Source organism: Enterobacter cloacae complex sp. P42RS, assembly GCF_014930595.1.
Classification (GTDB): Bacteria; Pseudomonadota; Gammaproteobacteria; order Enterobacterales; family Enterobacteriaceae; genus Enterobacter; species Enterobacter bugandensis.
Genome location: NZ_JADBRK010000001.1, coordinates 143,507 through 156,432, shown reverse-complemented (window position 1 = coordinate 156,432; position 12,926 = coordinate 143,507). Strand labels below are relative to the sequence as shown.

Here is a 12,926-nt window from a genome sequence, read left to right as displayed (position 1 = left end):
GAAGTTGTAAAGAACATACGCGATCGTACCAGCGCAGCGTCTCTCGCTCGCACTCACAGCAGGCGCCTGACTGGCCCCCTTCGCCCTGCGGATAGTTGAACATCTGCATCATTTCCTACCTCGTCACACAGTGTCGTTAAGAAAGTCCCTGTGCCGCCTGCGCTCCATAACGCGACTCCCGGGAGATAGCTGGCGTGCCAGCGAACGTTTCGGCCAGGCTCCGCGCAGGCCGTTTGGTGATACGTATGCGATGAAACAAAGCGGCCCCTAACCGGGGCTCGTCATCAGGCGTTTTTCAGCATCCACTCAATTTCTGTTTCGGTAATCAGGCGTTCAAACTGCAGTAATTCATCATTTTTGCAGGCGTGATAGACGTGGCAGAAACGTTCGCCCAGCCGCTCGCGAAGGCTATCGTTTTGCATAAATTCCCACAGCGCATCGCTCTGACGAATCGGGAACGGCAGTCCGTCCTGCTCCAGACCGTTACCTTCCACTTCTTCCTGCAGGGGTAAATCGTTATCCAGCCCGTGCAGAATGCCGGCAAAAATCGCCGCCATCACCAGATACGGGTTCGCGTCTGCTCCCGCCACCCGGTACTCGACCCGATGGTTATGGCGATCGCCGCAGGGGATACGCAGGGCAACGGTGCGATTATTGTGTCCCCATGACGCCTGTGTCGGTACGTACATTCCCGGCTGGAAGCGGCGGTAGGAGTTGACGTTCGGCGCCAGCAGCGCCATGGACGCTGGCATCAGATCGATCATCCCGGCCAGCGCGCGTTTCAGCAGCGCGGAATCCTCGCCGCTGGCGTCTGCGAGCACGTTTTCGCCTCGGTTGTTTTGCATGCTGATGTGGATATGCATCCCGCTGCCCGCATGCTCTTCATACGGCTTTGCCATAAACGTGGCGTGCATCTTATGTTTTTCCGCCATCTGCCTGACGAGACGTTTTAGCGCCAGCGCATCATCGCAGGCATCAAGCACGTTTTCCGTATGGTGCAGGTTTATCTCAAACTGGCCCGGGGAGGCCTCAGCCACGGCCCCGTCGGCGGGGATGAGCTGCAGCTGCGCCAGTTCGTCAATGTCGTTCAGCACGTCAGCAAAGTGGTTCAGGTTATCAACCGAGTAGACCTGACTCTGCGTGTTACGTACGTCGGTACCCGGCGCGCAGGGTGGCTGCAGATAGCCGTCGGCATCGCGCTTACGGTCAAGTAAATAGAACTCCAGCTCTACCGCTACCACGGGGAACAGACCGCGCTGGCGCAGCTGCTGCCAGAGTCGGTTGAGTACGTTCCGCGGCTCAACGTCAAAGGGAGCGCCATCTTCATCGACCATGGTGAGCTGCACCTGACCAATGTATTCCGGGTCGGCGGCGGACGGCGTCAGGGTACCCGGTACCGGCACGCAGATACAGTCCGGCTCGCCGAGCTCCTGCCCCAGGCCCGCCTCTTCCACGACGTTACCCAAAATGTCCATGGCGAAAACCGATGCCGGGAAATAGCAGCCTTTTTCAAGCTTGCTCAGTCCGGCAACCGGGATGCGCTTGCCGCGAAAACAGCCGTTCAGGTCGGTCAGGAGGACATCAATAAACTGGGTGTCAGGATACTTTTCTAAATAGCGCTTCACTTCCTGCGTAAAGGCGCTGCCCCGCCTCTCATCCGTGTGCTGCACAAAGTTCTCAACTTCTACGATATTGGTTTCCATGATTTACCACCGTTTTTGGGATTTGCGTTCGCTGCTCTGGACTGTCAAATATAATGTCCACCTTATCGAATCTGTATGCAAACAAATTGTTTGTCAAATGTTAAATTAAGTTTGCAAAAGGCAGATCCCGTTGCTAGATTGAGAAAATATTGAACGAAAAGGCCGTTTCACAGGCGAGAATGGCCTAAATTTAGTCCACTTTGTGAGGGCGATCATGGAAAATATAATGAACAAGCCAGTTATTGGCGTAGTGATGTGCAGAAACAGGCTTAAGGGTCATGAGACCCAGACCCTGCAAGAAAAGTACCTGAATGCCATTATTAACGCGGGGGGCTTACCGATTGCCTTACCCCATGCGCTGGCAGAGCCAGAGCTACTTACCGCTCTGCTGCCAACCCTGGACGGGATTTACCTGCCGGGCAGCCCAAGTAACGTGCAGCCGCACCTTTATGGTGAAAACGGCGATGAGCCTGACGCCGATCCCGGGCGAGATCTTCTGAGTATGGCGCTGATTGCCGCCGCGCTCGAAAGGCGCATCCCCATTTTCGCCATCTGCCGGGGGCTGCAGGAGCTGGTTGTTGCGACGGGAGGGACGTTGTATCGCCGCCTGTTCGAGCAGAACGACCTGCTTGAACACCGGGAAGATCCTGAACTGCCGGTTGAGCTACAATACGCCCCTTCTCATGAGGTTCAGGTTCAGGAGGGAGGACTGCTGTCTCAATTAATACCTGGCTGTAACACATTTTGGGTAAACTCGTTACACGGGCAAGGTGCACGAACGTTAGGACCACGGCTTCGCGTGGAGGCCCGTTCGACGGACGGGCTGGTCGAAGCGGTCAGCGTTCATGACCACCCTTTTGCCCTCGGCGTGCAATGGCACCCCGAATGGAACAGCAGCGAGTACGCCCTCTCACGTATGTTGTTTGATGGTTTTATCACCGCCTGTCAAAGCCACATTGCCGAGAAGCAACGGCTTTGACCACTACCGTAAAGGAAATGCAACTATGAGCGATGACGGACTGGCGCCAGGGAAACGTCTGTCTGAGATCCGCCAGCAATTGGGTCTCTCGCAGCGGCGTGCCGCCGAACTGTCTGGGTTAACACACAGTGCCATCAGCACCATTGAGCAGGACAAAGTGAGTCCTGCCATCAGTACGCTGCAAAAGCTGCTGAAAGTCTATGGGCTGTCGCTCTCGGAATTCTTTTCGGAACCGGAAAAACCTGATGAACCGCAGGTGGTTATTAATCAGGAAGACCTTATCGAAATAGGCAGTCAGGGGGTTTCGATGAAGCTGGTTCATAACGGAAATCCGAACCGTACGCTGGCGATGATTTTTGAAACTTACCAGCCTGGAACCACGACCGGAGAGAGGATCAAACATCAGGGTGAGGAGATCGGTACGATACTGGAAGGTGAAATAGTGCTGACCATTAATGGCCAGCCTTATCACCTGGTTGCGGGGCAGAGCTATGCCATCAATACCGGCATACCGCACAGCTTCAGCAATACCTCGGCAGGCATCTGCCGCATTATCAGTGCCCACACCCCCACCACGTTCTAATTACCACTCAGTCCCGGCGTAAGCGCGCTTACGCCGGGACAAATAAAAACGATCAATGTCGGCATTCAACGGGTTAATTCTCGGGATGCCCCACGGCTTCGTATTGCCTGAAACGGCCATGCCTTTATTTATCTGATTGCGAAAGAAAGGAGTGAATATGCATTTTCAGCACCTGACTTACTGGCAGGATAAAGCAAAAAACAGCGCCATTGAGACCCGGTTATTTATTAACGGTGCCTATTGTGACGCCGCCGATAATGCCACGTTTGAAACCGTCAATCCCGCGACCCAACAGACGCTGGCGAACGTGGCCCGGGGCAAGCAGGCGGACGTGAACCGCGCGGTTCAGGCCGCACGTGAGGTATTTGAACGCGGCGACTGGTCACAGGCGTCTCCGGCCCAGCGCAAGGCCGTGCTCAATAAGCTCGCCGATTTAATGGAACGCCACGGCGAAGAGCTGGCCTTACTGGAAACGCTGGACACCGGTAAACCCATCCGCCACAGCCTGCGCGACGATATTCCCGGCGCGGCTCGCGCCATTCGCTGGTACGCCGAAGCGGCGGATAAAGTCTACGGCGAAGTGGCGCCTACGGGTCCGGGCGAGCTGGCGATGATCGTGCGCGAGCCGATCGGGGTTGTCGCGGCCATCGTCCCCTGGAACTTCCCGCTGCTGCTGGCCTGCTGGAAGCTGGGCCCGGCGCTGATCGCGGGCAATAGCGTGGTATTAAAACCGTCGGAGAAATCACCGCTCACCGCCCTGCGCCTGGCCGGGCTGGCGAAAGAGGCGGGCCTGCCGGACGGTGTGCTGAATGTGATAAGCGGTTACGGCCACGAGGCGGGCCAGGCGCTGGCACTGCATCCGGAGGTCGAAGTGCTGACGTTTACCGGCTCTACCCGTACCGGCAAGCAGCTGTTGAAGGACGCGGGAGAAAGCAACTTGAAGCGCGTCTGGCTGGAGGCAGGCGGCAAGAGCGCCAACATTATCTTTGCCGACTGTCCGGACATGGACAAGGCCGTGAGCGCGACCGCCGCCGGGATTTTTTACAACCAGGGGCAAGTCTGTATCGCCGGTACCCGCCTGCTGCTCGAAGACAGCATCGCCGATGACTTCCTGGCAAGGCTGAAAGCGCAGGCCCGTCACTGGCAGCCGGGCGATCCGCTCGACCCCGACAGCACGATGGGCATGCTCATCGACGCTGCGCACGCCGATACCGTCCACACGTTTATTCGCGAGGGAACCCGGAAAGGTACGCTGCTGCTGGACGGGCGGGAACAATCATGGCCTTCCGCAGTCGGTCCCACCATTTTTGTCGACATCGACCCTGCCTCCCCGCTGTGCCGGGAAGAGATTTTCGGGCCGGTGCTGGTCGTCACCCGTTTTAAAACCGAAGAGGAAGCCTTAACGCTGGCCAACGACAGTGAATACGGGCTTGGCGCGGCGGTATGGACCCGCGATCTCTCTCGCGCGCACCGCATGAGCCGCCGCCTGAAAGCCGGCTCGGTCTTCGTCAATAACTATAACGACGGTGACATGACCGTACCCTTTGGCGGCTATAAGCAGAGCGGCAACGGTCGCGATAAGTCCCTGCACGCGCTGGAAAAATTTACCGAACTGAAAACCATCTGGATTGCCCTGGAGCCTCAATCATGACCGAACATACCACCAGCTACTACGCGGCCAGCGCGAACGCTTACGAACCTTTCCCGACGCTTAACGAGTCGATCAGCTGTGACGTGTGCGTGGTGGGCGGCGGCTATACCGGCCTCTCCTCCGCGCTGCATCTTTCTGAAATGGGCTACGACGTGGTACTCCTTGAAGGGGCGCGCATCGGCTTCGGCGCCAGCGGACGCAACGGCGGCCAGCTGGTTAACTCCTACAGCCGCGATATCGACGTGATCGAGAAAAACTACGGACCCGATGCTGCCAAAGTGCTCGGGAGCATGATGTTTGAAGGCGGGGAGATCATCCGGGAGCGTATCCAGCGCTATCAGATCCAGTGCGACTATCGTCCCGGCGGGCTGTTTGTGGCGCTAAACCATAAGCAGCTGGAGACGCTGGAGGAGCAAAAGGCCAACTGGGAACGTTACGGCAACACCCAGCTGGAACTGCTGGACGCCAGCGCCATCCGCCGGGAAGTCGACAGCGACCGCTATACCGGTGCGCTGCTGGACCGCAGCGGGGGGCACATTCATCCGCTGAACCTGGCGATCGGCGAAGCGGACGCCATTCGCCTGAACGGTGGGCGTGTATATGAACAGTCTCCGGTGACCGCCATTCAGCACACCAGCCCGGCAGTAGTAAGCACGCAGCATGGCCAGGTCACGGCCCGCTACGTGATCGTCGCCGGGAATGCCTATCTGGGCGATAAGATAGAACCGGAGCTGGCAAAACGCAGCATGCCCTGCGGCACCCAGGTGGTGACCACCGCTCCGCTGCCGGAGGAGGTCGCCCGCACGCTGATCCCCAATAACTACTGCGTGGAAGATTGTAACTACCTGCTGGATTACTACCGTCTCACCGCCGACAACCGGCTGCTGTACGGCGGTGGCGTCGTCTATGGCGCGCGCGATCCGGACGATGTCGAACGCCTGGTGATGCCAAAGCTGCTCAAAACCTTCCCTCAGCTGGCAGGCGTCAAAATCGACTACCGCTGGACGGGCAACTTCCTGCTGACCCTGTCCCGTATGCCGCAGTTTGGTCGTCTGGATAAAAACATCTATTACATGCAGGGCTACAGCGGCCACGGCGTGACCTGCACTCACCTGGCCGGACGGCTGATCTCGGAACTGTTGCGCGGTGACGCTGAGCGCTTTGATGCGTTTGCCAACCTCCCGCACTACCCCTTCCCGGGCGGCCGCAGCCTGCGGATTCCATTCACGGCGATGGGCGCGGCGTACTACAGCCTGCGCGATCGTCTTGGCGTATGATCGTTTCGACAAAAGGGTATCTGACATGAGTAACCAGAAATTTCATCAGCGCAGACTTTCTGCCACCCCGCGCGGCGTAGGCGTAATGTGCAATTTCTTTGCCCGCACGGCGGAGAATGCCACCCTCACCGACGTGGAAGGCAACGACTATATTGATTTCGCCGCCGGGATCGCGGTGCTGAATACCGGCCATCGTCATCCTGAACTGGTGGACGCAGTGGAAAAACAGCTTCACCAGTTCACCCACACGGCCTACCAGATTGTGCCGTATGAAAGCTACGTTTCATTAGCCGAAAAACTTAACGAGCTGGCCCCGGTGCAGGGCCCGGCCAAAACGGCGTTCTTCACCACGGGCGCGGAAGCGGTGGAAAACGCCATTAAAATCGCCCGGGCCCACACCGGCAGACCGGGCGTGATTGCCTTCGGGGGAGGCTTCCACGGCCGAACCTATATGACCATGGCCTTAACCGGCAAGGTCGCGCCCTATAAGCTGGGATTTGGCCCCTTCCCGGGGTCGGTTTATCACGTGCCGTATCCCTCCGAACTGCACGGCATCACGACGCAGGATGCCATCACGGCGATAGAACGCCTGTTCAAAGCGGACATTGAGGCGAAACAGGTGGCGGCGATTATTTTTGAACCCATTCAGGGTGAAGGCGGATTCAACGTCGCCCCGCCAGAGCTGGTGGCCGCCATCCGCCGAATCTGTGATGAGCACGGGATCGTGATGATTGCCGACGAAGTGCAGAGCGGCTTCGCCCGTACGGGTAAACTGTTTGCCATGGAACACTACGCGGACAAGCCCGACCTGATGACGATGGCGAAAAGCCTGGCAGGCGGAATGCCGCTGTCTGGCGTGGTGGGTCGCGCCGAAATCATGGACGCGCCGGCTCCCGGCGGTCTGGGGGGGACCTATGCAGGCAACCCGCTTGCGGTGGCCGCCGCGCACGCGGTGCTGAAGATTATCGACAACGAGTCACTGTGCGCCCGCGCCTGTCATCTGGGGGATCGACTGAAAGCCACGCTGGAGGAGATTCAGGGCACCTTCCCTGCGCTCGTGGCGATAAGGGGGAGAGGATCGATGATTGCGGCGGAGTTTTTTGATCCCGAGAGCCGTGAGCCTTCGGCCGCCATCGCGCAGGCGATACAGCAAAAGGCGCTCGCCCAGGGCCTGCTGTTATTGATCTGCGGCCAGTACGGCAACGTGATCCGCTTCCTTTATCCGCTGACCATTCCGGATGCTCAGTTCAACCAGGCGCTGGCGATCCTGCAACAGGTTATGCGCGATAAGTCCTGAGTGCCCACCGAAAACCCTCTCCCGGCATTCCGGAGACGGTTTCAACGGAGGAGATCGGCATAGATTTCCTCCGTGTGGGAAATGTTGGGGAATTTGGTCTGTTTCATTGTATGCTCCCTGAAACACATCCCTGGCAAGAGGAAATAAGAATTGCAAAAAACATCCGCCTATCAGTCACTTGTGAAAACCTTCCAGCGCCTCTCTCGCTTCTCGCATCTCTCCTCCATCGCCAGCTGGGACATGTTCACCATGATGCCGCCAGGCGGCAGCGCCGCGCGCGGTGAAGCGCTGGCAGAGATGAGCGTCCTGCAACATCAGATCCTGACCGATAAAAAAGTCGGCGACCTGTTAGCGGCCGCAGCAGGGGAAGATCTGAATGACGTCGAACAGGCCAACCTGCGTGAAATGACGAGACAGTATCAGCAGGCTACCCTGCTGCCGGAATCGCTGGTGGAAGCCAAATCTCTCGCGGGCAGCAGGTGCGAGCACGCCTGGCGTACGCAGCGTCCCGCGAACGACTGGCAGGGCTTTTCCGCCAACCTGAAAGAAGTGGTGAAACTCAGCCGTGAAGAAGCCCGCCTGCGCGCAGAAGCCAAAGGCTGTACGCCGTACGACGCGCTGCTGGATATTTTTGAACCGGACATGACCAGCGCGCGCCTGGACGTGCTGTTTGGTGATATGAAAACCTGGCTGCCAGACCTGCTGACAAGCGCGGTGGAGAAACAGGCTCAGCGGTCGTTCGTTCCGCCGCAGGGCCCCTTCCCGACGGCAACCCAGCGCGAACTGGGTCTGGAAGCCATGAAGATGCTCGGCTTCGATTTCAACGGCGGTCGCCTGGACGTGAGCGCGCACCCGTTCTGCGGCGGCGTACCGGAAGACGTGCGCATTACCACGCGCTATGATGAGGACGAGCTGCTCAGCGCGCTATTTGGCGTGATCCACGAAACCGGACACGCGCGCTACGAACAAAACCTGCCGCGCGCGTGGGCAGGACAGCCGATTGCGCTGGCCCGCTCAACCGCGATCCACGAATCCCAGAGCCTGTTCTTTGAGATGCAACTGGGACGCAGTGAAGCCTTCCTCAAACATCTTCTCCCTGCGGTGCACGCCCGCTTTGGCAGCCAGGCGGCGTTCAGCGAAGAGAACTTTATTGCCTGGAACCAGCGCGTGAAGCCAGGCTATATCCGCGTCGATGCCGACGAAGTGAGCTACCCGGCACACGTGGTGCTGCGCTATGAGATTGAGCGCGCGCTGATCAACGGCGAGATTGAGGTGGACGATATCCCCGCCCTGTGGGATGAAAAAATGCAGGCCTGGCTCGGGTTGTCTACCAAAGACAACTACCGCAACGGCTGTATGCAGGATATCCACTGGACCGACGGCGGTTTCGGCTACTTCCCCTCCTATACGCTGGGGGCCATGTATGCCGCACAGCTGTTCCACGCCGCAAAAACGGCGCTTCCGGGTCTGCAGGCCTCCATCGCTGAGGGCGATTTTTCCGCCCTCTTTGAGTGGCTGCGTCAGAACATCTGGCAGCACGGTAGCCGCTTTAGCACGTCGCAGTTAATCACCCAGGCGACGGGGGAAGATCTGAATATCCGCTACTTCCGCGAACACCTGACCTCACGCTACCTGTAATGATAAGGCCGGGGTTCTGCCCCGGCCTTGTACATATGGTTACACGCGGATACCAATCACTCACGGAAACCCCGAATTTACAGGGATATAGTTATTTCAACGGCCCCGCAGTGGGGTTAAATGAAAAACCAAATTCGAGGGTATGAACATGAAAAAAGTATTAGCTCTGGTTGTTGCCGCTGCTATGGGTCTGTCTTCTGCTGCGTTTGCTGCTGAAACCACTGCTGCACCAGCTGCTGCAGCGCCTGCTGCAACGACCACCGCGGCGCCAGCAAAAACCGTGCATCACAAGAAACACCACAAAGCCGCTAAACCGGCTGCAGAGCAAAAAGCGCAGGCAGCTAAAAAGCACCACAAAAAAGCCGCTAAACCAGCCGTAGAGCAGAAGGCTCAGGCTGCGAAAAAGCACCACAAGAAAGCCGCTAAACCAGCCGTAGAGCAGAAAGCCCAGGCTGCGAAAAAGCATCACAAAAAAGCAGTAAAACACGAAGCTGCTAAACCAGCTGCACAGCCAGCTGCGTAAGCGTACAAGCTTAACCGTGCCCTGCGGGGCACGTTGGTAAACCGGCGCTGAACCGGAAAAGGTTCTGCGCCGTTTTTTTTATCCGGAGGGCGTATGCTGCGACGCTATCGGTTTGAGCTGATTCTTATCCTGCTTATTTTATGCGCGCTCATCGCAAGCCGCTTTTATCTTTCCTGACTGTAGCACGCTGATTTTACTCCCACTTTAGCGCCGTCCCGTCTATAGTATTTTCATAGGGTTCACTTTTAATAATCATAATTACCCCCACCAGAGTGTGATATGCGTAAATCTGTTGTGTTGTTGCTGGGAACGTTTGGCCTTTTTTCTGGATTTTCACAGGCGGATGATGGCGGTGATAACGCCATTAGCGCGAAAGAGCTAAAGACGCTTTTTTTCGGTCATGACGATCGTACTCGCGTCACCGATCCTACCCAGGCGCCCTGGGACGCTATAGGCCAACTGGAAACCGCCAGCGGCAACCTGTGTACCGCGACGTTAATCACCCCGCAATTAGCGCTGACGGCGGGCCACTGCCTGTTGACGCCACCCAACGGTAAGCCAGACAAAGCGGTTGTCTTACGATTTGTGTCGCAAAAAGGGATCTGGCGCTATGAAATCCACGGCATTGAAGGCCGGGTTGATGCTTCTCTTGGGAAACGTCTTAAACCGGATGGAGACGGCTGGATTGTGCCGCCCGCGGCAGCCTCGTGGGATTTTGGCCTGATTATTTTGCGCTACCCGCCTTCGGGCATCACGCCGCTGCCGTTATTTGACGGCGATAAAGCGGCACTCACCGCCGCGCTGAAAGCCGCCGACCGCAAGGTAACGCAGTCAGGCTACCCGGTCGATCATCTCGATGCGCTTTACACCCACACGGACTGTATCGTGACGGGCTGGGCGCAGACCAGCGTGCTTTCCCATCAGTGCGATACGTTGCCGGGCGACAGCGGTTCACCGCTGATGCTGAAAACCGATAACGGCTGGCAGTTGATTGGGGTTCAAAGCTCCGCCCCGGCGGCGAAAGACCGCTGGCGAGCCGATAACCGGGCCTTATCCGTCACCGGTTTTCGCGATAAGCTGGAAGCGCTGGCTAAAGAGTAAGCCAGCGCGGCTGTCTGTGAATCAGGGTTACCGATTGATCAGGCGAGTTTTATCATGATCATGCCCGCGAGCAGCAAGATCAGCCCTATCCAGCCTTTATTATTTAAACGCTGCCCGAAAAGCACCCACCCTGCGGCCAGGGTGGCGGCGATACCAAAACCGCCCCACAGCGCATAGGCCACAGACAGATCGATACCTTTGACCGCCTGAGACAGGGCGCTAAATGCCCCCAGCACTGCGGCAATCGACATCAGGCCATAAACCTTACGGCGAAAACCGTCAGAGAATTTCAGCAGAACGTTCGCCAGAATTTCCAGCACGATGGCGAAGCCCAGCCAGGCCGCATGAACCCATTCAAACTGTTGCATGGTTCTGCTCCTTCTGCTGTTTTGTCGGTTTACGGGTACCTGATTTAATCAGCACGATACCCGCGACCAGCGTCGTTAACCCGGCGACCTTCATTGTTGTTAATGTTTCGTCGAATATCAGAACGCTGAACAGCGTAATCAATAAAATACCGATCCCTTCCCACAGCGCATAGGCCACACCCAGCGCAATTTTCTTCACCGCAAATGAGAGGAAAATATAGGAAAGGGATATCATCACCAGCATTAAAATAAAACCGGTATTGCCCTCGCTGACGCTTGCCCATTTCATTGACAGCGTGCCGGTAATTTCAGCGAGGATAGCCAGGGCTAATAAGATCCAGTAAAACATGTTTTTCTCCTGCTTGAGAATATAATCCATCGTGGCCCGCCGCATGCAGCAAACCAAAAAAATATGAAATTAAATCAGATATCTAAGCGCGTAGCGCCAGCTCAGGCAGAAGAGGTGACTATAGTGCGGTACGCCAGTGTTGCTCACCAGCAATCAGGCAGAAGGAGGTAGAAAATAGAGCAGCGTTGTTTGAAGAATAGGTCCTGAACAAATTGTCCATAAAATTACAATTATCCGCGTTGTTGCTTCTCGTCTTTGCGGATGAAAATTGTCCTCGGTAGTTGAACACGCCAAATTTGTACCATAACTGAAGATTTTACTCAAAGTCTTTTCAATTCTTTACCCATCCCGTTTGATTTTGGTTAGTTTATTGCAGGACGTTTACCCTCTATTATAAATAAAAGGCGTTTTTTGGAGTCACCATGGCTAAACCCATTATTACCCTCAACGGGTTAAAAATTGTCATCATGCTGGGCATGCTGGTGATCATACTCACGGGCGTTCGTTTTGCCGCCGACATCATTGTGCCCTTTATTCTGGCCCTGTTTGTTGCGGTGATCCTTAACCCACTGGTCCGGCGCATGACGCGGCTGCGCATCCCGCGCGTGCTGGCAATTACCCTGCTAATTAGCGTCATTATTTTCGCCATGGTGTTACTGGTTGCGTATCTGGGTACCTCGTTGAACGAACTGGCGCGAACGCTGCCGAAATACCGTTCCTCGCTGGCGATACCGCTGCTGCAGCTTGAGCCCTGGCTTCAGCGCGCGGGAATAGAAGTCTCGGTTGAGGAGCTTCTTAAATATATCGACCCTAATGCGGCCATGACCATCGTCACAGGCCTGCTGACGCAGCTTTCCAATGCCATGACCTCGATTTTCCTGCTGTTTTTAACGGTGGTGTTCATGCTGCTGGAGGTGCCACAGCTGCCCGCAAAGTTACAGCAAATCATGGTTCGTCCGGTTGAAGGAATGGGCGCTATTCAGCGCGCGCTGGACAGCGTTTCACGCTATCTGGTACTGAAAACCGTCATCAGCCTGGTCACCGGGGTGGTGGTCTGGGGAATGCTGGTGGCGCTGGACGTCCGCTTTGCGTTCGTCTGGGGGTTACTGGCATTTGCGCTCAATTACATTCCTAACATCGGCTCCGTGCTGGCGGCAATCCCCCCTATTCTTCAGGTGCTGGTGTTCAGTGGATTTTATGATGCGCTGATTCTGCTGGCCGGCTATCTGGCGATTAACCTGGTGTTCGGGAATATTCTTGAACCGCGAATGATGGGGCGTGGGCTGGGGCTTTCGACGCTGGTCGTCTTTTTGTCCCTGATTTTCTGGGGCTGGCTGCTCGGTCCCGTAGGCATGCTGCTCTCCGTTCCGCTGACCATCATCGTGAAGATTGGTCTGGAACAGACGGCGGGCGGGCAAAGCATCGCCGTGCTGCTGAGCGATATGAGCCATCAATAG

At 56.7% G+C, this 12,926-nt stretch carries 13 protein-coding genes; 10 read left to right on the top strand and 3 right to left on the bottom strand.

All coding sequences use genetic code 11. From position 1 onward, the window contains the following. Window positions 1-284 precede the first annotated feature (284 nt). Entirely contained in the window at window positions 285-1,703 is a 1,419-nt protein-coding gene (locus tag IM314_RS00760) for a glutamine synthetase family protein (RefSeq protein ID WP_047075214.1), read from the bottom strand. Window positions 1,704-1,917: 214 nt separating this feature from the next. On the opposite strand from IM314_RS00760, the gene puuD reads away from it, so the two are divergent. The 9 genes from puuD (at window position 1,918) to IM314_RS00720 (ending at window position 10,752) form a co-directional block, all read left to right on the top strand. Further along, window positions 1,918-2,682, top strand: coding sequence for a gamma-glutamyl-gamma-aminobutyrate hydrolase (gene puuD, locus IM314_RS00755; RefSeq protein ID WP_028012974.1), 765 nt, complete (start codon window positions 1,918-1,920; stop codon window positions 2,680-2,682). Between the two features lie 25 nt (window positions 2,683-2,707). Then, on the top strand, window positions 2,708-3,265 hold the full coding sequence (gene puuR, locus IM314_RS00750; RefSeq protein ID WP_013096835.1) for an HTH-type transcriptional regulator PuuR: 558 nt from the start codon (window positions 2,708-2,710) through the stop codon (window positions 3,263-3,265). A 157-nt stretch (window positions 3,266-3,422) separates the two neighbouring features. Further along, complete coding sequence (puuC, locus tag IM314_RS00745) at window positions 3,423-4,916, top strand: aldehyde dehydrogenase PuuC (protein ID WP_193358313.1); 1,494 nt, start codon at window positions 3,423-3,425, stop codon at window positions 4,914-4,916. Then, a complete protein-coding gene (locus IM314_RS00740) occupies window positions 4,913-6,193 on the top strand; it encodes an FAD-binding oxidoreductase (protein ID WP_063438448.1) in 1,281 nt (426 codons plus the stop codon). The genes puuC and IM314_RS00740 overlap by 4 nt, the downstream gene beginning before the upstream one ends. 25 nt (window positions 6,194-6,218) lie before the next feature. Continuing rightward, window positions 6,219-7,490 (top strand): 4-aminobutyrate transaminase, encoded by a 1,272-nt coding sequence (gene puuE / locus IM314_RS00735; protein WP_193358314.1) that lies wholly within the window; start codon window positions 6,219-6,221, stop codon window positions 7,488-7,490. A gap of 150 nt (window positions 7,491-7,640) precedes the next feature. Continuing rightward, window positions 7,641-9,128, top strand: coding sequence for a carboxypeptidase M32 (locus IM314_RS00730; RefSeq protein WP_193358315.1), 1,488 nt, complete (start codon window positions 7,641-7,643; stop codon window positions 9,126-9,128). 148 nt (window positions 9,129-9,276) lie between these two features. Then, window positions 9,277-9,651, top strand: coding sequence for an acid resistance repetitive basic protein Asr (gene asr / locus IM314_RS00725; RefSeq protein WP_032642591.1), 375 nt, complete (start codon window positions 9,277-9,279; stop codon window positions 9,649-9,651). Between the two features lie 93 nt (window positions 9,652-9,744). Further along, window positions 9,745-9,828 carry a hypothetical protein gene (locus tag IM314_RS22090; RefSeq protein WP_023617729.1) on the top strand — a complete coding sequence of 28 codons (84 nt, stop codon included), beginning with the start codon at window positions 9,745-9,747 and terminating at the stop codon, window positions 9,826-9,828. Window positions 9,829-9,930: 102 nt separating this feature from the next. Beyond that, the gene (locus IM314_RS00720) at window positions 9,931-10,752 is read left to right on the top strand and encodes a serine protease (RefSeq protein WP_028012967.1); all 822 of its coding nucleotides are present in this window, start codon (window positions 9,931-9,933) and stop codon (window positions 10,750-10,752) included. A gap of 38 nt (window positions 10,753-10,790) precedes the next feature. Here the strand turns inward: IM314_RS00720 and mdtI are convergent, their stop codons facing one another. Further along, window positions 10,791-11,120, bottom strand: coding sequence for a multidrug/spermidine efflux SMR transporter subunit MdtI (gene mdtI, locus IM314_RS00715; protein ID WP_028012966.1), 330 nt, complete (start codon window positions 11,118-11,120; stop codon window positions 10,791-10,793). Then, window positions 11,107-11,469, bottom strand: coding sequence for a multidrug/spermidine efflux SMR transporter subunit MdtJ (mdtJ, locus tag IM314_RS00710; protein ID WP_028012965.1), 363 nt, complete (start codon window positions 11,467-11,469; stop codon window positions 11,107-11,109). The genes mdtI and mdtJ overlap by 14 nt, the downstream gene beginning before the upstream one ends. Before the next feature lie 422 nt (window positions 11,470-11,891). On the opposite strand from mdtJ, the gene IM314_RS00705 reads away from it, so the two are divergent. Further along, the gene (locus IM314_RS00705) at window positions 11,892-12,926 is read left to right on the top strand and encodes an AI-2E family transporter (protein WP_041910260.1); all 1,035 of its coding nucleotides are present in this window, start codon (window positions 11,892-11,894) and stop codon (window positions 12,924-12,926) included.

Bases quoted from the DNA above. Each gene is read 5' to 3' on its own strand.
- IM314_RS00760 (WP_047075214.1), bottom strand. From the start codon at position 1,703: ATGGAAACCAATATCGTAGAAGTTGAGAACTTTGTGCAGCACACGGAT.
- puuD (WP_028012974.1), top strand. From the start codon at position 1,918: ATGGAAAATATAATGAACAAGCCAGTTATTGGCGTAGTGATGTGCAGA.
- puuR (WP_013096835.1), top strand. From the start codon at position 2,708: ATGAGCGATGACGGACTGGCGCCAGGGAAACGTCTGTCTGAGATCCGC.
- puuC (WP_193358313.1), top strand. From the start codon at position 3,423: ATGCATTTTCAGCACCTGACTTACTGGCAGGATAAAGCAAAAAACAGC.
- IM314_RS00740 (WP_063438448.1), top strand. From the start codon at position 4,913: ATGACCGAACATACCACCAGCTACTACGCGGCCAGCGCGAACGCTTAC.
- puuE (WP_193358314.1), top strand. From the start codon at position 6,219: ATGAGTAACCAGAAATTTCATCAGCGCAGACTTTCTGCCACCCCGCGC.
- asr (WP_032642591.1), top strand. From the start codon at position 9,277: ATGAAAAAAGTATTAGCTCTGGTTGTTGCCGCTGCTATGGGTCTGTCT.
- IM314_RS22090 (WP_023617729.1), top strand. From the start codon at position 9,745: ATGCTGCGACGCTATCGGTTTGAGCTGATTCTTATCCTGCTTATTTTA.
- IM314_RS00720 (WP_028012967.1), top strand. From the start codon at position 9,931: ATGCGTAAATCTGTTGTGTTGTTGCTGGGAACGTTTGGCCTTTTTTCT.
- mdtI (WP_028012966.1), bottom strand. From the start codon at position 11,120: ATGCAACAGTTTGAATGGGTTCATGCGGCCTGGCTGGGCTTCGCCATC.
- mdtJ (WP_028012965.1), bottom strand. From the start codon at position 11,469: ATGTTTTACTGGATCTTATTAGCCCTGGCTATCCTCGCTGAAATTACC.
- IM314_RS00705 (WP_041910260.1), top strand. From the start codon at position 11,892: ATGGCTAAACCCATTATTACCCTCAACGGGTTAAAAATTGTCATCATG.